We start from the raw sequence: 20289 nt of genomic DNA on the forward strand, positions 1-20289 counted from the left end.
TCTCGTGAACGCCCCAATCGGCCCATTATTGCTTTATCGCCCATTGTGGAAACAGCACGGCGTTTGGCTCTCGTTTGGGGGCTTCATTCGTGTGGTGAGCGAAGATGCTCGCAATTTAGAAGATATGGTTGATCGAGCAGCAGCCATTGCGTTTCAGGAAGGTTTTTGCCAAGGAGGAGATCGTTTCCTTGTGACAGCTGGTGTTCCCCTTGGAACGCCTGGTGCCACAAATCTCTTACGTATTGCTTCTGTTTCTCAGGATGGAACGAAGGGGATTTGAACCGTTTAGGGATAACAGGGGTGCGCGCTTCTCGTGAACGCCCCAATCGGCCCATTATTGCTTTATCGCCCATTGTGGAAACAGCACGGCGTTTGGCTCTCGTTTGGGGGCTTCATTCGTGTGGTGAGCGAAGATGCTCGCAATTTAGAAGATATGGTTGATCGAGCAGCAGCCATTGCGTTTCAGGAAGGTTTTTGCCAAGGAGGAGATCGTTTCCTTGTGACAGCTGGTGTTCCTCTTGGAACGCCTGGTGCAACAAATCTCTTGCGTATTGCTTCTGTCTCTCAAGATGGAACGAAGGGGATTTGAGCCGTTTAGGGATAACAGGGGTGCGGCGCCTCGTGAACGCCCCAATCGGCCCATTATTGCTTTATCGCCCATTGTAGAAACAGGCATGGCATTTGGCTCTCGTTTGGGGGCATCATTCGTGTGGTGAGCGAAGATGCTCGCAATTTAGAAGATATGGTTGATCGAGCAGCAGCCATTGCGTTTCAGGAAGGTTTTTGCCAAGGAGGAGATCGTTTCCTTGTGACAGCTGGTGTTCCTCTTGGAACGCCTGGTGCAACAAATCTCTTGCGTATTGCTTCTGTCTCTCAAGATGGAACGAAGGGGATTTGAGCCGTTTAGGGATAACAGGGGTGCGGCGCCTCGTGAACGCCCCAATCGGCCCATTATTGCTTTATCGCCCATTGTAGAAACAGCAAGGTGTTTGGACATCAGATTTGGGAGCGGGATGTGGTGATGTTATCTGTTAAATTTGCTTTTGGTCGTTATCTTGAAGAAGTTGTGGTTATAGTGCGGCATTGATGGGAAAACTGCCAGTAGAATCGAATAAGATTGTAGACCTAAAAAGTTATCTGTTTGGATGTCATAAAAAAGTGATGGGTGAATATGTTTTGTGTTTTTATGCAAATATCGTTGGCTTTATGCATTGTCAACTCAATAGACAATATATTGATTTATAATGATAATATAGCGTTATTTGTCTTGAATTAGAATCCCTAAAACTGTAAATTTTCCTTATTTGAAATTTGTTTATGTTGAGTCAATCATAACTATTTGTTTGCACGTTATAAGCGGGTGAGCCATGTGGGCAAAAACTGTATAAGAAAAGACTAAAAATACTTCTTATAAATCGTTTTAAGTTCTGAGAGCTTATCGCAACAATGGGGGTGGGCAAAGTGTGTGATGGTGCCGGCTTTCTCTTTTATTAAGCGTAGAGATTTTTGAGAGTTGGGAAGAGGGGCGTATTGTTGTGTTATAAGGATAAAAATGGCGGTAGGGCATATTTTCAAGCGTTATTATTGTTGTTGATGATGTTTGAAATTGTGGGAGATGAATATAATCTTTGGGGTGGGCTTTTTTCCCGTCTTAAGGAATGAAAATTCTTAACTTACGCTGGTTTGTAAATGATACGGCTCTTCTCGATGAGTTTCATTTGCTAGGTAGTTCAGGTGCAAAAACTATATCGTCAAATGACGGAGTTTTATAGTATGGAGGTGAATAAGAATTTTTAATATGTCTATCACAATCCCATAATATTGCATGGCGTATATGGGGCATTATATGGCAATTTATCTTGGATATTTTATTGTACGTGAGAGACATAACGCCCATTAAAAACAAGAAAAACCTAAAAATTGAAACAATACGTCCCTCATTAACACACGCTTTTTTATAGGCATAAATTATAGAGCATAAATAAATTGATGTACAAGCCTCTGCTCTATCTTAGAGCCAGATCATTATCAGAGCCAAAACAAAATCACAGATAGATCAACAGAAAGTGTTCTAGCTGCAATTAACCAAAGTCGATTTTCCACAAAGACCAACCATACCCTATTCCATGCCATAATTCGAAATCAATACCTATCTCCCTCTCAGCTATAAACTCAAGATATTTCCTACGCTCAAATAGAAATTAGGCAGAAAAAAGCACTCTAGATTGGTTTTAGTTGTGAAATTTTGGTTGAAAAAAAATGGGTATACCGCTCTAAATATCGCAAGAAAGAGGCAAGAAGCTATTCTTCTCAGAACGCCCAAAAGCTGTTTTCAGTAATTCGATTTATTTTTCCACTGGATTATCACCGTTCAAAATACAGTCGCCTCTTATTGACCAAAGCGCTTAAACTACAGCCGCATCTCTAAATGAAACAAAATGCACGCTTCTAAACGCAATGAATGAGAAACAAATTGACGGAAAGTTTCTGGCAATTCATGCCAATAAAAGGGAAAAGTTCCAATGTCTGTATATGAAGTGACACTTTTACAATTTCTTTTTTTATTTGTTCTGATGACATTTCCCCTTCGCACAAAGCAAGGGAGTACCTCTAAGAACGCCTAAAGGCTGTTTTCAGTAATTCGATTTATTTTCCCACTGGATTATCATCGTTCAAAATACAGCCGCTCCTTATTGACCAAAGCGCTTAAACTACAGCCGCATCTCTAAATGAAAAAAATGCACGCTTCTAAACGCAATGAATGAGAAACAAATTAACGGAAAGTTTCTGGCAATTCATGCCAATAAAAGGGAAAAGTTCCAATGTCGGTGTATGAAGTGACACTTTTATAATTTCTTTTTTTATTTGTTCTGATGACATTTCCTCTTCGTACAAAGCAAGGAAATACTTTTTAAGAACGCCTAAAGGCTGTTTTGAGCAATTCGATTTGTTTTCCCACTGGATTATCATCTTCTAGAGCACAGGAGGCCGCAGTTTCCCACCCAGCACGCATATAGGTTATGCGCGCTTCTAAACGCAATGAATGAGAAACAAATTGGCGAAAAGTTTCTGGCAGTTCTTGCCAATGAGGGGTTTCAAGTTCCAATGTCGGTGTATGAAGAGATACTTTTACAATTTCTTTTTTTATTTGTTCTGATGACATTTCCCCTTCGCGCTCTGCTCGAAGAAGAAGGAGTTGAGAGGCAATTTGCATAAGTCGTGTACTTAAATACATAGCCTCTTTTGCATAGATTGCAGAAACCTCTGCCGAAAGAGAGCGTGCTACTAATTTCCCTTCTGAGTCAATGTATGCTGCGGTTTTTTCAATCAGCGCCATTGTTTCTTCATAGAGACGATTAAAAGCATTTTCAAAAGCATTATGCTCAATCATGATAATAGGTTCATCATATGGACGTTTATGTACACTCACGCTTTTATACTCCAAGTATCAGCACAAAATCATACCCTTAACGAATAGAGTATTAAAAAGTTTCTTTTGTTGCTGTATAGAATGCTTTTTTTTTAAATTGCTACCTCTTTTAAATCTTTTGCGCAACGCGCTTTTTATACTAAGGTTAACGCGCCCAACAAACACCATAGGACCGTTTTTCCTATAAACGGATCAGTTTCCTTGAAAAAGACCACTGCCAAGATTGCCGTTTTTCATAATAGTAAGCGACTCCAAATTGCAAAGCAATACCCGTTATCATTAAGAGGCTATCGGAAAAAAACGTTTCTGTCATCACTGTTTTTATAATTTGTCCAAACATCGCAAAAATGGTTCCCGTTACAAAGACCGGTAAACTATGTTTTCCTAAGATTGCTAAAGGATGTTTTGGAGAGACATAAAACCATTTATTGACATGTGGCAAAGAAAGAATAAGAAAGGCTAATGCAAGAACATGAAGTAAACGTGGCAAGCTTAAAAAGGTTTTATTAAAGTTCATCAACGGGGAAGACCAGCCAAGCCAGCCCAAAATGCCCCACCAGTTTAAGCGAACCCATAACAGCGCCAACAAGAGATACGCTGCCGCACAAACAATCCAAAAAGACTGAAAAGCGATTTTTTTTCCTTGTTTAAGCGCTAAAGTACTGGTCAATCCTATGACAAATAAGAATTGCCAAGACAAAGGATTTAAAAACCACTTTCCTTCTATAGGATAAGAAGGAGGAGCAATTTTATAAAATCCGCAGATAAGATACAGTGTAAAGGAGCCCAAAAGTAGCCATTTTGTCTGTTTACAACTCAAATAAAGGATAAAAGGCGCAAAAAACATCAAAACGATATAAAGTGGAAGAATATTGTTATATCCCAACTGGTGCCCAAAGCTTAAGGTACTTAAAAATGCGATACCAGGCTCTTTAAAAAAGAGTCCCACATTGTTCATTGATAAAAGTTTTTCTGTTCGCCATAAGAAAAATGCCCCTAAAAAAAGGCTTAACGTGACAAAAGTCGTAAAAAGGTATGCACCATAGAGCTGCAGAGCTCTGTACCAAAGTTTTCGGATAATAAAAGCAAAGGATTTTTGCTGTAACCGCGCATGAAAGCTTAACCCCAATGAAACCCCTGAAAGCAAAACAAATACTTCTGCACAATCAGAAAAACCGAAATTTCTATGAGTAAAAGACTCATAGAGAGTTCCGGGAATATGGTTGATGAAAATTGTCAATAAGGCTAAAGAACGAAAAACATCAATGCGTGTATCACGATGAGAAGGTTGAGTATTATGCTCAAGAATACCTTGGTATTTCATCAGTGGACTCCCACACGTCACAAACCCCTTGAAGTCCCAATAAAAATGGTGCTTACCCTTATTGCCAACAAGCATGAACAGGATGAAATTTTAATTTTTAAGTGTCAAGTTTCATTTTAAGCGTTTATTTTTTTTAAAGCAAAAGTTTTTTAAAGGCAAAAGAACGAAAAGCGTCCATACGTGTATCACAACAAAAAGGCAACATATTATGCTTAAAAACACTCTCATTTCTCATAAACAGGCTTCCACACACCCACAAATCCTTTAAATTAGGTGAAAATGGTGGTCACTTTCATCGCAAATAATCATAATAGAATGAAACTTTAATTTTTAAGCGTTATTTTTTCTAAGAAACAGGGATTTGACATGACACAACAAAAAAATAAACCAATTGATCCACCTCTTTTCCCTCAGTTGATTTTAACACTTGATGTTCGGCGCAACACCCCACACGCATTATTGCGGCAAATTTTGCAAACAAAGTCTTTTGCATGCGTCATCCTCTATGATTCTGAAAAGTTGAAAGAAGATAGCTCTTTTTTACAACAACAAGCGCAAACCTACGCAGAAGATATTCAACATCATGACGCAGCCCTTCTCATCGCTGATGACAGCCGCATTGCTGGGCGCATAAAGGCTGATGGATTACACATAGAAGATGATCTTAACGCTCTTGAAAGCTTCAAAAATCAGCAAAAGGAACAAAAAATCATAGGCTTTGGCAATTTACGCAATCGCCATAGTGCTATGCTTGCAGCGGAAACAGGTGTTGATTATCTATTTTTTGGCAAATTAGGGGCTGATAAAAAACCCCATGCGCACCCCCGCAATCTCCAGTTAGCAACATGGTGGGCAGAGATTATGGAAATCCCTGCTGTTGTGCAAGCAGGAAGCGATTTTTCAACCTTTGATGAAGTCTTAAAGACTGGATGTGAATTCATTGCTGTAGAAGAAGTGATTTTTGGGAACGACAACCCCTTAATACTGCTTAAAACAATGCAAGAAAAATGTGAGAAAACCCCCTTGTAATATAGGAGGAGAATTTATAAATAAAGTGTTAATAAAAATCCAAATACTCACCACTATATTACTTATATAGAACACACAATAACAGGTAAAGAGAATACCTCGAAACTCAATAAAATTGCTTAATAATTCAATCAAATTGATAAAAAAACTAGCGTCTTTTTTCATATAATATATAGAAAAAAGGATCATAGAAACTTTCTCGTTCAATGTCTTATAAAGACAAAGCATTATGATTGGGGAAAATGGTCATTTTCAATATTGGTACTGAATACCAATAGCTGACGATACAAATATGCAGGGGACATAACAATGCGATATAGCGGAACGTTTGAAGATCTTAAAAACATAATTTGCAAGTGTGGATATCAAATCAAAGAAACTAAACCTCTATCACATCCATCCCCTGAAGGATATCAGATCAAAACCTACGAAGGAGGCACTACTAATTGGTTTAAAAGCACAGGAAAACTTCAAGTTCAAGGCAGCGCAAACATAAAACAAAAGCTAACAGAAGATTTAGCAAAGCATCTAGAAGAAACATCAACGTTTCCTTCCTCAAAAACTGCTTCCAATCCTTCAAATAAAAAAATCTTTATCGTTCATGGCCATGACCATATTGCTCTAGAGCAACTTGAACTTATTCTTCGCAGGCTTGGTCTCGAACCATACATCTTAAAAAATACTGGTGGTAATGGTTTAACCCTCATTGAAATTTTGGAAAAAGAAGCTTGTAAAGATTCTATAGGATTTGGTATTGTACTATTTACTCCCGATGATATAGGCTATGCTAGATCTGACAGAGAAAAAAAAGAACAATTTCGTGCGCGACAAAACGTTATTTTCGAAATGGGCATGTTAATGTCTGCGCTTTCTCGCAAAAATGTCGCTATTCTAAAAAAACAAGACCTTGAACTCCCTTCAGATATTAATGGAATTATATACCTTCCTTTTAAAGAACACGTAAAAGAAACGCTTAAAGATCTTTCTCATCGACTATGTGAAGCCGGTTTCAATTTAGATGCAAAGAAATTAGATGAAAAGAAAGTTACTCATGCATTAAATTAAATTTGAATAATGCTTATGTTTATTTTTTAAAACGCACGCCTAAAACCACGTAGCATCCCACCACATTCCACAGACACACCCATTCTATAGGCTCAAAGAAACGATTACCCCCCACCCTTCTTCAAACAGCAAGCAATTGTGCAAATTTTAATGAAGGGACCGCAATTCATTACCGTAGAAGAAATCATTTTAGTCTCTTTGATAAACGCGGGGCTGTTGTCATAATTTTGATGGACTTGCAAAGTTTAAGAGGTAGATAGCCTCTCATTCGATTAAAGAAAAATAGGAAATTCACGTCGGGCATGTACTACAGCTACAATTTCGATTTGATGTGCAGCTACTCAATAAAATATAAGGTAATTTGGATGTGCTACAATTTCTCGTAATCCTGATATCTTCTCGCTTTGTCTGTATAAATATGGATGTTCAGCCAATTGGCAGTACGGATGCTTCCAAAAACCTTTTCATTCGGCGGCGCGCGCCCCAGCGGATGGATTTTTGCGAGCAATGTAGGTAACATCTGACGCAAATCGTCGCGCGCCGAAGACAACCAAACAACCGGAAGCATCACTTTTTCTGTTCAGCTTCAAGCTGACTGATTATAACTTCCATTTCAGCCATAACCTCATCATGCGGAATAGGAGGATATGGATTTGCAAGACTTCTCGCTACCTTATCGCGCAGCCATGCAGTGTAGCTGCTTTCCTGTTCAATGGTTTCGAACTCTGAAATTAGCAGAGAAAGGGTGATCTTTATAACATATGTCCTTTTTATTCCTGAATATTGAAGATAATTACTCTTGGCTATGTTGTTAATATTAGCGAATTGAAAATGTTTTAACTTTTAAGCGTCCAAAGTTCTTTTGATCTTGAAACTTAAGGCTTTTTAACCCTCTCAAAAAACACGGGGGCTAATGTCATGATTTTGACAATCATTCCAGAGAAATTTAAGAGGAAGATAGCCTCTCATTAAAAAACAAATTTTGTAAGTAAAAAACTATTTTTATTGTAAATTTCCTGAAATTACTTTATGAATTAAAAGATGTTTTGGTCGCATACGCAACGACCAAAAGGGGCCTTGAAAACCCTAAGTTCTAGCGTAAAGATGAACCCACTTTGTGGGTATCCCGGAATTCCGGGAGTTTTTGCTATGTCCAGGTGCTTTAAGCACTAAAAGCAAAAAGGCTGACTAGAACTCAGTATTTTCAAGCTCCCGGAATACTCATGCGAGGGCGCTCGCGACCGGCGGGGGGCTTTAAAATGCGAACCAAAGATCTTGATAATGATATTTTTATTGGCAAAAAAATTCGTTTGAGACGAAAAATGCTAAAAATGTCTCAAACAACTTTAGGACACGCTTTAGGTGTCACTTTCCAACAAATTCAAAAATATGAAAACGGCTTAAATCGTGTCAGCGCAGGGCGTTTAATGGAAATTTCTGATATCTTGGATGTTCCACTTTCCTTTTTCTATGCGGATATCATTACAAAACAACAGCCCCCATACCACCATGATGAAATCGCATCAAGCACAGAAGAATATCTGCTACTCAAAAGATTTAGAGTTTTACCAACGGTAAAAAAGAAAGCTTTTTTACAGCTGATCTCTGATGAGAATGCAAGCTAATATCACGCGATAGCATGCGCTATTCATAATCCCCCTTTGTGAATACTTTATTGCTTGAAGGCAAAACATGCTGCCCCTTTATTTTAAGAAACGACACGTTAAGAGACACTATTTTAATTTTTATTGTAAATTTCCTGAAATTACTTTATGAATTAAAAGATGTTTTGGTCGCATACGCAACGACCAATAGGGCCTTGAAAACCCGAAAACTCAAACATGAATTTATCCCACTTTGTGGGTATCCCGGAATTCCGGGAGTTTTTGCTATGTCCAGGTGCTCTCAGCACTAAAAGCAAAAAAGGCTGATTTGAGTTCAGTATTTTCAAGCTCCCGGAATACTCATGCGAGGGCGCTCGCAACCGGCGGGGAAAAATGCAATCTCAAAATCTTAATATTGATCTTTTTATTGGCAAAAAAATTCGTTTGAGACGAAAAATGCTAAAAATGTCTCAAACAACTTTAGGACACGCTTTAGGTGTCACTTTCCAACAAATCCAGAAATATGAAAACGGCTTAAATCGTGTCAGCGCAGGGCGATTAAAGAAAATTTCTGATATCTTGAATGTTCCACTTTCCTTTTTTTATGCCGATATCTTAACAAAACAGCAGTCCCCATACCACCATGAAGAAATCGCATCAAGCACAGAGGAATACCTGCTGCTCAAAAGATTTAGAGTTCTAACCTCGATAAAACAGAAAGCCATTTTACAGTTACTCGCTGATCAGAATGAGAACTTTTAACATCATGATACAGAGCGCTATACTCTCTGTTCTTGGCTTTCTTTCCACACCTCAAAGGACGAAAATCCCTTTCCTATCCGGTTGGTAAACAATCCTGTTTCTCAAGAACTGCTTCTTCTTAGCTTCCCATTTCATATGGTTCGTTTCACAAGATTGTATGGACAAGCCCTCTTTTAAAGATTTACCACATACTCTTATAAAAACACTATATGGTAAATTTTACACCTTACAGCACCACACTTCAAACAATAGCATTTTACAGTACAACAGGATAAGCACTCATGCGTATTTTTCAAAAAGCGCCCCTCAAAAAGCAATGCTTGAAAATTTATTTGGTTGATCTGGAGCAGTGTACGCATCATTTTATAAGGATGATGGAGGATGTGATCTTAACATGTAGGTGCAAAAGATTGCTTTTTTATCGCAATCACTAAAAGCAAAAGTTTATTTAAAAGAGGCACTGCAAGAAGCCTTAAGTTAAGGCTGGAACCATTATTTATTGATGAATTACCGCTTGAGTGGAAACTAACATATTGCTAGTAAAATTATAAGCAAAGTTGTTCTTATTTCTGGTGTAGAAGCTTCGCAAAAAAGAGCAACAATAAATAAGGGGAATTACGATGTTAAAATATTTATTGCTGTCACCTGTTGTGTTGGTGGCGGGTTGCGCATCTGTAGGCAGTTATTCATCAAATTATGTTGATCAAAGTCTTACAAAGCGTCAGGCACAATTAGTCGCTAACAAATTTATTAGCGATATCAAGAGACCTTTACCACCAGCTACAACCACACTTCTTATAAAGAAAAATAATACAGCAGACAACTTTACTCCTTTATTTATCAATCTGTTGCGACGGAATGGATATAATGTGATCTATACAGATCAACCTCAAAAGCAACAAAACATGGGTGTGAATTTGAGGTATAGAATAAGATTAAATAGTAGCACTATAGTGTCTCTTTTTCAGTATAACGTGAACGGAGAACTACGTGCTCATATAAGTACTCATCCTAGATGATCCCACTATTTCATGTGAACGTTCTCTCTCTTTTACACGTAAAGACTTAAAAGCTCTTGCGAAAGGCAAAGAGATTTGCACCTCAATAAAAACTCTTGTTTTTTAGCCAGAATGCACAAATTTTTCTGTATTTCATCACGATATGAGAAACAATACGTACGAGAAAATAAGTTATGACTTTAGGTTTAAGTATAAGGGAAAGAAGAGTATTAAAAAATAATGAAAAATCCTCCACACTCTAGTGAATTATTGTGCGAAGATTTAAATGCAAAACTTAGTTTATTTAGTGATTCAAGCAGTTGAATAGTCCGCTGTTTGCAAAAAATGAGTTTTTTAAAAATAAAAGGAAAGACAATGGCAAAAAACACTGTCCAACTGCACTAATAGAAGAACCTTTTAAAATATCATAGTAATAAAAAATGGATAGTTTCCAATGTAATTTATCCACGGTGGTTTATTCAAAAGAAATTTTGTAGAAATAGGATATTTTTAACGTTTTTTGCTTCTCATTTAGTGTACCATAATTCTAGCATACCACAATTCGGAGGTTTTGTGGTTTTCATTGCTAATTGTTATGGTGCTATGATGAACGAACAGAGTTTACAACAGCTATTGCAATGCTTTGCGCTTGTGTAAAGAAAATTATAGCTGTTATTGGAGCACTTTAAAAATATCCTCCGTTAAACTTGAAAAAGCCATTGGGCTTTTAAACTTTTAAGATGCTAAATCGTCGTTTTTCTCATAAACAATGGTATGCACATACTTGCCTTTCACTCCTCAAAGGAAAAAAGCTCCTACAGTTGCCGATCTGTAAAAAGTTCAGCGTCTCTTAGGACTAGTTTTCACTGCTTGATCCCTCATGCGGTTCACTTCATAGGGTTTTATGGATAAGCACCTTGAAGATTTATCACACTCACCCAAAACACTTGATATAGTAAATTTACTACGCCTTATATCACTGTCCTAAACAACAGTGTTTTACGCAAAAACATGATATACAACCTCTCACTTAATAAGTCATTGTAACAAAGCTGATAAAAAGCTACATTCTCACCCTCGTAATCTCCATGAGTAGGGTGGGGGGCAGAGATTTATGGAAATTTTTGCTGTTGTTCAAGTGTGGAGCGATTTTTCAGCCTTTTACAACTTTTGATGCGGGAGAGAAAACCGCATATAAATTTATATCCTTGAAGATAAGTATTTTTACGCAAGATAATTCTTTGCTCATACTTGATATGATGAAAGAAAAATGTGAAAATTCTGTTCGGTAATGAGGAGAAAACACCATGATCAAGAGAAGCGTTAAGCTGCTTATCTTAGGAATGATTGGGCTTGCAAATTCTGTTGTAAATTCTTCTGGAAATACTGAAGAATTCTCAGGTTTTGAAGGCTCTTTCAATACGGTTCAAGATGCGTCAAACACACAAAAACCTTTTCAGCCTTTAAAAGCTGGAGACTATGACCAAGCCTATGACTATTACATCCAAGGTTATTATTTAAAAGCTTTTCGTGAAGCACTCCGACGTGCTGAAAAAAATGATCCTTTTGCACAAACTCTTCTTGCCCGAATTTATCTGGAAGGATGCGCTGTTCCTGTTGACGGTGCGCGTGCTGCTTTATGGTTTGAACGCGCTGCAAAACAGGGGGAACCTCAAGCACAATTACGCTATGGGCTTATGTTGTTTGATGGTCATTTTATGAAACAAAATCAAGATCTTGGTGAACAGTTTATTCGAAAAGCTGTCAATGCAGGCGTCAAGGAAGCCTATTTTTATTATGGACAACTGCTTCTTTATAAAGCCTCACGTGAAAAACAAGCTCTCCCTGGTGTTTCTTCCCAAAGTCGTGAAAATGAAGCAATCGAGCAAGCCTTAAAATGGTACTTAAAAGGTGCTGCTCTTGGGGATGCTGAAGCTGCTGTTTCTGCTGCCAAAATTCTGTCTTTAGGCACATTAAATCGACCAAAGGATGATCGTAATGCCCGCAGGCTCATGGAGGTAGCGGCTCAAAACAACCACTTAGAAGCTCAACTTCTTTTAGCGCAATGGCTTGTACAGGGACGTGGAGGAGAAACAGATTTTCATCGTGCTTTTCATTTACTTCAAAGAAATGCCGTCAACATGATTGCGCCAGCACAAATTTCCCTTGCAAGACTTTATCGAGATGGCACAGGAACAAAAGGCGATATAATAATGGCAGCGGCATGGTATATGCTCGCAAAGGAGGCAAAAATGCAAGCTCCTGATCTTGAAATAATGCTCCAAGGCATGGATAAGGCACAACTAGAAAAAGCGCACAAAGAAGCAATAAAGCTCCTTCCTGTTTTTTAAATACTCCTCTCTGCATCAAAAAGATAAAATTTATAGAAATTCCGGGAGATTTTGCTCTGTCCAGGTGCTTTAAGCACTAAAAGCAAAAAGGCTGATTCGGATTCAGTATTTTCAAGCTCCCGGAATACCAACGCGAGGGCGCTCGCACTCGGAGGGGCTTTAAAATGCGAGCCAAAAATCTTGATAATGACATTTTCATTGGTAAAGAAAACGCACTGGTATCATTTGCTTAAGCAAACAATATCCAATAAGCAAAAGAGCTAGGCTATCCCGAAAATTCCGCAAGCTCTATTTTTTCATTCTTTTTGCTTGGATGAAAAACACGCCAACTCTCATTAAAAAACTATTTTTTATTGCCAAGCCTCCGAAATTACTTTACATATTGAAAGGTGTTTTGGTCGCATACGCAACGACCAATAGGGCTCTAAAAACCCGAAACCTCGTACATAAATTTACCCCGCTTTGCGGGTATCCCGGAATTCCGGGAGATTTTGCTATGTCCAGGTGCTTTAAGCACTAAAAGCAAAATGCTGATTCGAGGTCAGTGTTTTTAGACTCCCGGAATACCAACGCGAGGGCGCTCGCAACCGGCGGGGGCTTTAAAATGCGAGCCAAAAATCTTGATAACGACATTTTCATTGGCAAAAAAATTCGTTTGAAACGAAAAATGTTGAAAATGTCTCAAAAAATATTAGGTCAACATTTAGGTGTCACCTTCCAACAAATCCAGAAATATGAAAACGGCTTAAATCGTGTCAGCGCAGGGCGTTTAAAAGAAATTGCCGATATCCTCAATGTTCCAGTTTCCTTTTTCTATGCGGATATCTTAACAAAACCACAGCCTCCGTACCCTTATGATGAAATCGCATCAAGCACAGAGGAATATCTGCTTTTAAAAAAATTTAGAGTTCTTACCACGATAAAACAAAGAGCCATTTTACAGCTGATCTCTGATTAAAATGCAAGCTAACATCACACGATAGCGCACACCACGCTCTATCCCATGAGGCACTATAATAAACTCCGTATTCACATGCTCTCAATTAAAAATACCTCATGTTTACGGAACTTATATTATTGCCACCAATTATATCTTTGCCATCAATGATGATATTTTACAATAAAACGGGATAAATTCTCTAAAAAATCCCAAAAAAATTTTGTGTAAATTTTTAAAAAGCTTGCGTCTGAGCACTTTTTATGGTCTTGCAAAGAGCTGAAAAGCAAAAATACATAAAGGTCCTTTTGTTCTTTTTTTGCAATGCCCATGAGCAAAGAAAATGAAGGGCATACAAGGATTATGGAGAGAGCAGCAAGGTTAACAAGGGGATTTGAACCCAAAAATAACAAAAGAGCTTAACTGTTAAAAGGTAGCAAAGAAAAGCGATATAAGAACAACAGAAGAGCTCTTTTTGCAAAAATGGAATTGGATAGAAACAATGAAAATTAATGGCAATGAAATTCGTCCTGGTAATGTGATCGAGCATCAAGGAAGCTTGTGGGTTGCGGTGAAATGTAATGCTGTTAAACCAGGAAAAGGTGGTGCATTTAATCAAGTTGAAATGAAAAATTTAATTGATGGTACAAAACTCAATGAGCGATTTCGCGCTGCTGAGACAGTTGAACGCGTGCGCCTTGAACAAAAGGATTTCACATTTCTTTATCAACAAGGGGATGCTTTGGTCTTTATGGATTCAGAATCTTATGAACAACTTGAACTCCAAAAGGATTTTGTTGGTGAACGTGCCGCTTTTCTCCAAGATGGGATGACTGTCACAGTTGAACTTTATCAAGAAAAGCCTATCGGCATCTCACTTCCTGATCAGGTTGCTGTCACGATTGCTGAAGCCGATCCTGCACTTAAAGGACAAACAGTTACAGCTTCTTATAAACCCGCCATTCTTGAAAATGGGATTCGGATTCTTGTTCCTCCCTTTATGAATGCTGGTGAACGTATCATTGTAGACACCAACGAGTTGATTTATTTGCGTCGCGCAAATGAAAAAGATAAATAAAGGAATAAAAAATGGCCCATTCTGCAGTCATGAATGTCATGGTGCAAGCTGCAATGAAAGCAGGACGCTCGCTCGTGCGTGATTACGGTGAAGTGCAAAATTTGCAAGTGTCTTTAAAAGGGCCAGCAGATTACGTCAGCCAAGCAGATCGAAAAGCTGAAAAAATTATTTTCAATGAACTAAGCAAAGCACGCCCCAAATTTGGTTTTCTGATGGAAGAGTCTGAGGAAATCATTGGCGAAGATTCACAACATCGTTTTATTGTTGATCCTTTAGATGGTACTACAAATTTTCTCCATGGCATTCCTTTTTTTGCTGTTTCCATTGCTTTAGAAAGCCAAGGAAAAATCGTTGCTGGTGTCATTTACAATCCTGTGAGTGATGAACTTTTCACCGCAGAACGCGGGTGTGGTGCTTTTTTTAACGACCGGCGCTGTCGCGTTTCTGCACGGCGCAGACTAGAAGATTGTGTCATTGCCACGGGAATGCCTCATTTTGGTCGACCAGGTCATGGAACCTATCTTATTGAATTACGTAATGTGATGATGGAAGTTGCTGGACTGCGCCGTTTTGGTGCTGCTTCTCTTGATTTAGCTTATGTTGCTTCTGGCCGAACCGATGGCTTTTGGGAAGACAATCTACAAATTTGGGATATGGCTGCTGGAATATTGATGGTTCGTGAAGCCGGAGGTTTTATCACCGATAAAGAAGGTGGTGATGATATATTCCGCAAAAAAAATATCATTGCCGGCAATGAACATATTCGCCTAAAATTAGAAAAAACCCTCAAAAAAGGCATTTAAGCCTCAAAAAAAATCCAGAAGATTACCTCAGCCAAGCAGAACGAAAAGCTGAAAAAATTATTTTCAATGAATGAAGCAAAGAACGCCCCAAATTTGGTTTTCTGATGGAAGAGTCTGAGGAAATCATTGGCGAAGATTCACAACATCGTTTTATTGTTGATCCTTTAGATGGTACTACAAATTTTCTCCATGGCATTCCTTTTTTTGCTGTTTCCATTGCTTTAGAAAGCCAAGGAAAAATCGTTGCTGGTGTCATTTACAATCCTGTGAGTGATGAACTTTTCACCGCAGAACGCGGGTGTGGTGCTTTTTTTAACGACCGGCGCTGTCGCGTTTCTGCACGGCGCAGACTAGAAGATTGTGTCATTGCCACGGGAATGCCTCATTTTGGTCGACCAGGTCATGGAACCTATCTTATTGAATTACGTAATGTGATGATGGAAGTTGCTGGACTGCGCCGTTTTGGTGCTGCTTCTCTTGATTTAGCTTATGTTGCTTCTGGCCGAACCGATGGCTTTTGGGAAGACAATCTACAAATTTGGGATATGGCTGCTGGAATATTAATGGTTCGCAAAACCGGTGGTTTTGTCACCGATAAAGAAGGCGGTAGCGATATATTCCGCAAAAAAATATCATCGCTGGCAATGAACACATTCGCATTAAACTATAAAAAATCTCAAAAAAGGTATTTAACTCTTACAGTTTTTTACAAAACCCTTAGAACCTTAAACAAACACATGAAGAAAGAGTTTTTAATTTTCTTTACAGAAAACGATAGAAACTCGCGAATGAGATAGTGACAAAAAACATCACTACGAACAAAAAATGTACTTGCTATAAGCCCCCACAAAAGCAATCCCCAATAGCTTACCTTATTGACGTTTCTGTTATTCAAATTCGCCTCCAAACAAGCTGCAAAAGGCAATAAACAAAAAAACATCATAATCAAACGCCCCAAAAAGCAATTATTGCACCTGAGGCAAAAGCCTCTCCTACTTCTCTTGAGAGATCACTCTTACACTGCGCGCAAAAAAATTGACTCTAGAAGAGCCCACTCTCTCCTTTTTGGTAAGAGCTGCTGTACATTACTCTCACTGCTTATCAATATGTTTCACCACCGCGTGTGATAACAGAGGTTTCAGTAAATTCACCGATTCATACAATTGTTATCAGCTTCTTCTTTTCAGCATTATTCTAAAGTATGTATCAAATAGGCATGGGATTTATAAAAATGCACATTTTTGTTCTCGAGAATTGCTTCTTGAAATTCGCTCACGAACTGTTCTTGATCTTTTTTGATAGCTTCTTCCAGTGCATTTACCTTTTCATCACCAAAAATGATTTTTAATTTTTCTTTTGAATTTCCTATTTTGACAAGCATTTTCCAAAAGATCCATTGATTATCACATTTCTTACTTGACCACTTCATCCATTCTATGACTCCTAATTTATAGGCTTTTTCATATGTTGGAGTCTCTTTAGCAATACGCAATCCCTTTTTCTTTTCTTTATCTTTCTCTCTACAAACATCAATGTCATTTCTAACCGTGGAGTAACGACAATCCTTATCAAAGGCCATATATCCTTCTTTTACCGTATCAATAAGCTGCTTATAGTAAATAAAAGTTTTTCTTGCCGCTTTATAAGCACTGGAAATATCATACAATAATGCTAGAAGCTCTCTTTTACGAATGCATAGTAATTTAGCATCTCTAGGCAGACTAAGATACCAACAAGACAGTATCTCTTCTAGCGTTTCATATTCTGTATATTTAGGTATATCTTCATAATAAATTTCCAAAGACTTTAACTCTTCATAGTATCCTGAAGCCTTTTTTTGTAGTTGCTGTTCATATTCAGCCGTAATCATATCATCAACCATATATAAACACCAATGAAGCGACAACATTGTATGTTTATATCGTTTTTTTTTCGTAAGAGGATCTACAAACTTTTGCAAAGTGATCCTATTCTTTCTCATCAATCGCACTGCTTTGAGATAAGTTTCCTTAAAAGTGATTATGAACGCATTTATTTTTTTGATATGTTCATCAGTCAGTTCTTTTGTCAGCGCCTTTTCATACAAAAACCACGCTTCTCCATATCCTTGCATACAAATATCTTTTACCATCAAAGGCCATTGTCCGCTCGATTCAGAAGATAGCCAATGTTCAGGATTTTTTATCTCCAGTAAATCTCTTTCCCAATGCTTTGCTTCTTCATCCCATTGTTTAATCCATTTTGGCGATATTTTTTGAGTTTTTTTAACAAGCCTTTGTTCCCATTGTGCAATAATATCGTGGTATATCGCGCACTCTCGATCTTTTAGCTGCAGTAATTTCTCAAACTGTTCAAGTTGTTCAATTAATTGCTTTTTCTGATAATTTGCTAACCAAAGACTATAGATTATGCTCCCTATTATAACTATTCCTACTATAACTATGAAAGTATCCTGATCATTCATTCTTGCCTTCTTTTATTCTCACCAACATTTAACGCAGCTCTTTTATTGATCCCTCGATATTGTATCAATATGTGTATATCTGATTTGAAAATCACTACATATTATATTTTAATAAAAACAATACACAAAATATAGATATTTTTATTGGTAAAATAAAACAATTTGTATTTAATTGTATTACTCTTATGCTTTATGCACTTTAAAGAAGAGCTTTATAATTCTTAAAATGCACTCCCACAATATTGGTTCAAAGTACTCAAACGCCTAACACAGCAAAACATGGCTGCGTGCTCACCTTGTTTTGTAAAATTGATAAAAAGTGTCTCTCTGCTCATTTATCAGCTCTTTTTTAGTAAATCGGCATCATCATACACTTTCCTAACCCCTAATGTTACTACAGCCCATAAAACTTGAGACGCTTCATGAAGAGGACTTATTCTTTCTAAAGTGTTTACTTCACGCAATCTTCCCTGCTTGGTATATGCAAGAGACATGGTTTTAACTGATTTAACATAACCAAATTTGAAATAAGAAAATCCTATGGTATTCATGATCTCTCATGAAAAACAATGCGTTATCATTATAAATCAACGTGACAGTGTTGTTATGAAGAGAACTCCTTGCTCATCTTAATAGTCCATAACGATTTAACTGGGTATTATTTTATATTCTGTACACAGATGAAGTATTTTTATAAAAATGCTTCATCTTGCGCAGAAAAAAGAACAGCCCGTTAAAAAAGAAAAGCATCTCAATGCTTGCCTTTCTTTCTTCCATGAGAGTTTCAAATTGATAAGCCTATCTGAAAAGAGTGCTGTTTATGCCCTTAAAGATACTGCTCTTGTATCAAGATCACTTACTCAGATGAAAATTGCAGTTGAGCCAAATGCGCATAAACATTATTTTTTATAATGAGTTGTGTGTTCCTTCTTCCACAAAGGCGCCTTTATTCATCACGAGAATACGATCAGCTTTTAAAATTGTTGCAAAACAATGGGAAATGACCAAGGTTGTACGATTTTGCATCAATCCTTCTAAGGCATTTTGCACCAACTTTTCACTGTTTTCATCCAAAGCAGATGTTGTTTCATCAAGTAGTAATACTTTGATTTATAATAATAATTCATTGTCTTGTATGTTGAATGAGAATCCCGAATACCGTAGGATTCTCTCATTTCAAATCGGTTCCATGGTGAATCAATCAAAACTATGTTTCTTGCACGTACCAAGCGGGGAGAGCCCGCGTGAATAAAAAACTATTAAGAAAAGATTTAAAATGCCTCTCATGAATCGTCTCAAGTGCTAAGGGCTGTAGCAACATCCACGAGTTGGCAAATATAATGATGCTGCTGGCTTGCTTTTTCATAAGCGTAAATATGCAGGTGCACAATAGCTTTACCGTTATAGCATTCATAGACGCCGTCGCGAAATGGACTTGGATGCTCTTTGAGAGATGTATCTTTAAAATAAGCCCGTGAAACTGCAACAAAATGGCGTTCTGTTTTCCGTGAGGAACAAAATTCCATTAAAGAACGGAATAAACAAGTGTGCGGCAATAAGCGATCTCCATTATTTAAAAGATATTGCTCTGAGCTGGCAAAGTGTGTGATGGTGCAGGCTTGCAGTTAAGAGGGCTGTATTTCTTAAAATCGCCTATGCAATACCAATGCGTTGTTTTTGCCCTCCAGAAAGCATGGTACTGCGTTCTCCTCCTTGCGTATCAAAGACGTTTGGTAAAGCTTGAATAAATTCAAATGCATTGGCAGCTTTAAAAGCGGCAAAAATTTCCTCTCCATGGGTATGTTCAGTTCTAAAAAAGAAGAAAAGTTTGCAATTATTTTATCTGAGATTTTTATACGCTATGAGAAGGGGTGTATGCGTGTATTTCAAAATGATTTTTGAATTTAAAAAACGCAACCACAATGATTTATAAGGGTTTAAGACCCATCTGTTTATGTCGGATGCGTTTTTGAATTAATATTTAAAGTGCACTCTTTGACAGGATAAAAAAACCATCGTTTGCAATCGTTTTGTTTAAAATTTTTGTACCCCATAAGAAGGAGGCTTTTACATGCCAATATTACCAAAACGATTTTTGAACTTAGAAAGACGACCACCACGGTCTACAAGTGTTTGGGAGCCACCTGTCCATGCTGGATGCGTTCTTGGGTCAATATCTAGATTAAGGGTATCACCTTCTTTTCCCCAAGTGGAACGCGTCGTATACTGGGTTCCATCCGTCATTACAACGGTAATTTTGTGATAGTTGGGATGAATATTCGCTTTCATGCGTCAAACCTTTTGCGTTTATAGAATGAAAGAACACTTACTCGTTTTTTTAAGTGCGCTTCCTTTGTCTTTTTGATACACTGATTTAAAGTATTTATTCCTATAGCCGAGCACGCATCAAAAAACAAGTGTTCAAGATACATCATTGTATCAAG

At 37.8% G+C, this 20289-nt stretch carries 16 protein-coding genes and 8 pseudogenes; 14 read left to right on the plus strand and 10 right to left on the minus strand.

All coding sequences use genetic code 11. The features are described 5' to 3' along the window. From ACFINC_RS01585 to ACFINC_RS01595, 3 pseudogenes are all read left to right on the plus strand, one after another. Positions 1-280, plus strand: a pseudogene (locus ACFINC_RS01585) (pyruvate kinase alpha/beta domain-containing protein); the annotation flags it as partial. An 8-nt stretch (positions 281-288) separates the two neighbouring features. Continuing rightward, positions 289-589, plus strand: a pseudogene (locus ACFINC_RS01590) (pyruvate kinase alpha/beta domain-containing protein); the annotation flags it as partial. 25 nt (positions 590-614) lie between these two features. Beyond that, a pseudogene (locus ACFINC_RS01595) lies at positions 615-898 on the plus strand (pyruvate kinase alpha/beta domain-containing protein); the annotation flags it as partial. A 1545-nt stretch (positions 899-2443) separates the two neighbouring features. On the opposite strand, the pseudogene ACFINC_RS01600 reads toward ACFINC_RS01595, so the two are convergent. The 4 genes and pseudogenes from ACFINC_RS01600 to ACFINC_RS01610 all read right to left on the minus strand — a co-directional run. After that, positions 2444-2589 (minus strand): annotated as a pseudogene (locus ACFINC_RS01600) (DUF1465 domain-containing protein); the annotation flags it as partial. Positions 2590-2646: 57 nt separating this feature from the next. Continuing rightward, a pseudogene (locus ACFINC_RS11980) lies at positions 2647-2889 on the minus strand (DUF1465 domain-containing protein); the annotation flags it as partial. Between the two features lie 22 nt (positions 2890-2911). Beyond that, complete coding sequence (locus ACFINC_RS01605; protein ID WP_375615809.1) at positions 2912-3430, minus strand: DUF1465 family protein; 519 nt, start codon at positions 3428-3430, stop codon at positions 2912-2914. A gap of 181 nt (positions 3431-3611) precedes the next feature. Next, the gene (locus tag ACFINC_RS01610; RefSeq protein WP_375615810.1) at positions 3612-4754 is read right to left on the minus strand and encodes an OpgC family protein; all 1143 of its coding nucleotides are present in this window, start codon (positions 4752-4754) and stop codon (positions 3612-3614) included. Positions 4755-5120: 366 nt separating this feature from the next. Here ACFINC_RS01610 and ACFINC_RS01615 point away from each other — a divergent pair, with 366 nt between their 5' ends. Then, a complete protein-coding gene (locus ACFINC_RS01615) occupies positions 5121-5783 on the plus strand; it encodes a thiamine phosphate synthase (RefSeq protein ID WP_375615811.1) in 663 nt (220 codons plus the stop codon). A 309-nt stretch (positions 5784-6092) separates the two neighbouring features. Continuing rightward, complete coding sequence (locus ACFINC_RS01620) at positions 6093-6848, plus strand: TIR domain-containing protein (protein WP_375615812.1); 756 nt, start codon at positions 6093-6095, stop codon at positions 6846-6848. A gap of 370 nt (positions 6849-7218) precedes the next feature. Here ACFINC_RS01620 and ACFINC_RS01625 read toward each other — a convergent pair whose 3' ends face one another. Both ACFINC_RS01625 and ACFINC_RS01630 read right to left on the minus strand, forming a co-directional pair. Then, the gene (locus ACFINC_RS01625) at positions 7219-7416 is read right to left on the minus strand and encodes a hypothetical protein (RefSeq protein ID WP_375615813.1); all 198 of its coding nucleotides are present in this window, start codon (positions 7414-7416) and stop codon (positions 7219-7221) included. Then, positions 7416-7664 (minus strand): antitoxin, encoded by a 249-nt coding sequence (locus tag ACFINC_RS01630; RefSeq protein ID WP_375615980.1) that lies wholly within the window; start codon positions 7662-7664, stop codon positions 7416-7418. Before ACFINC_RS01630 ends, ACFINC_RS01625 begins: the two co-directional genes overlap by 1 nt. A 407-nt stretch (positions 7665-8071) precedes the next feature. Between ACFINC_RS01630 and ACFINC_RS01635 the strand changes: the two genes are divergently transcribed. The 8 genes and pseudogenes from ACFINC_RS01635 to ACFINC_RS01670 all read left to right on the plus strand — a co-directional run. Continuing rightward, the gene (locus ACFINC_RS01635) at positions 8072-8473 is read left to right on the plus strand and encodes a helix-turn-helix domain-containing protein (protein WP_375615814.1); all 402 of its coding nucleotides are present in this window, start codon (positions 8072-8074) and stop codon (positions 8471-8473) included. 372 nt (positions 8474-8845) lie between these two features. Then, on the plus strand, positions 8846-9214 hold the full coding sequence (locus tag ACFINC_RS01640; RefSeq protein ID WP_375615815.1) for a helix-turn-helix domain-containing protein: 369 nt from the start codon (positions 8846-8848) through the stop codon (positions 9212-9214). 620 nt (positions 9215-9834) lie between these two features. Further along, complete coding sequence (locus tag ACFINC_RS01645) at positions 9835-10233, plus strand: hypothetical protein (protein ID WP_375615816.1); 399 nt, start codon at positions 9835-9837, stop codon at positions 10231-10233. A 1286-nt stretch (positions 10234-11519) separates the two neighbouring features. Further along, positions 11520-12563 (plus strand): tetratricopeptide repeat protein, encoded by a 1044-nt coding sequence (locus ACFINC_RS01650; protein ID WP_375615817.1) that lies wholly within the window; start codon positions 11520-11522, stop codon positions 12561-12563. A 604-nt stretch (positions 12564-13167) separates the two neighbouring features. Continuing rightward, entirely contained in the window at positions 13168-13521 is a 354-nt protein-coding gene (locus ACFINC_RS01655) for a helix-turn-helix domain-containing protein (protein WP_375615818.1), read from the plus strand. Between the two features lie 481 nt (positions 13522-14002). After that, positions 14003-14578: an elongation factor P gene (efp, locus tag ACFINC_RS01660; RefSeq protein WP_375606557.1), complete on the plus strand. Its 576-nt coding sequence runs from the start codon at positions 14003-14005 to the stop codon at positions 14576-14578. An 11-nt stretch (positions 14579-14589) separates the two neighbouring features. After that, positions 14590-15381 (plus strand): inositol monophosphatase family protein, encoded by a 792-nt coding sequence (locus tag ACFINC_RS01665; RefSeq protein WP_375615819.1) that lies wholly within the window; start codon positions 14590-14592, stop codon positions 15379-15381. 8 nt (positions 15382-15389) lie between these two features. Then, positions 15390-16074 (plus strand): annotated as a pseudogene (locus tag ACFINC_RS01670) (inositol monophosphatase family protein); the annotation flags it as partial. A gap of 496 nt (positions 16075-16570) precedes the next feature. On the opposite strand, the gene ACFINC_RS01675 reads toward ACFINC_RS01670, so the two are convergent. The 3 genes and pseudogenes from ACFINC_RS01675 to ACFINC_RS01685 form a co-directional block, all read right to left on the minus strand. Further along, entirely contained in the window at positions 16571-17845 is a 1275-nt protein-coding gene (locus tag ACFINC_RS01675; RefSeq protein ID WP_375615820.1) for a hypothetical protein, read from the minus strand. Between the two features lie 338 nt (positions 17846-18183). Further along, complete coding sequence (locus ACFINC_RS01680; protein ID WP_375615821.1) at positions 18184-18339, minus strand: hypothetical protein; 156 nt, start codon at positions 18337-18339, stop codon at positions 18184-18186. Positions 18340-18701: 362 nt separating this feature from the next. Further along, positions 18702-18949, minus strand: a pseudogene (locus ACFINC_RS01685) (ABC transporter); the annotation flags it as partial. Positions 18950-19121: 172 nt separating this feature from the next. Here ACFINC_RS01685 and ACFINC_RS01690 point away from each other — a divergent pair. After that, positions 19122-19436: pseudogene (locus tag ACFINC_RS01690) on the plus strand (integrase arm-type DNA-binding domain-containing protein); the annotation flags it as partial. 476 nt (positions 19437-19912) lie between these two features. Here the strand turns inward: ACFINC_RS01690 and rpmE are convergent. After that, a complete protein-coding gene (gene rpmE / locus ACFINC_RS01695) occupies positions 19913-20134 on the minus strand; it encodes a 50S ribosomal protein L31 (protein ID WP_005774581.1) in 222 nt (73 codons plus the stop codon). Positions 20135-20289: the final 155 nt, after the last annotated feature.

The sequence above is a fragment of the Bartonella sp. AP58NXGY genome, from assembly GCF_042195785.1.
Classification (GTDB): Bacteria; Pseudomonadota; Alphaproteobacteria; order Rhizobiales; family Rhizobiaceae; genus Bartonella.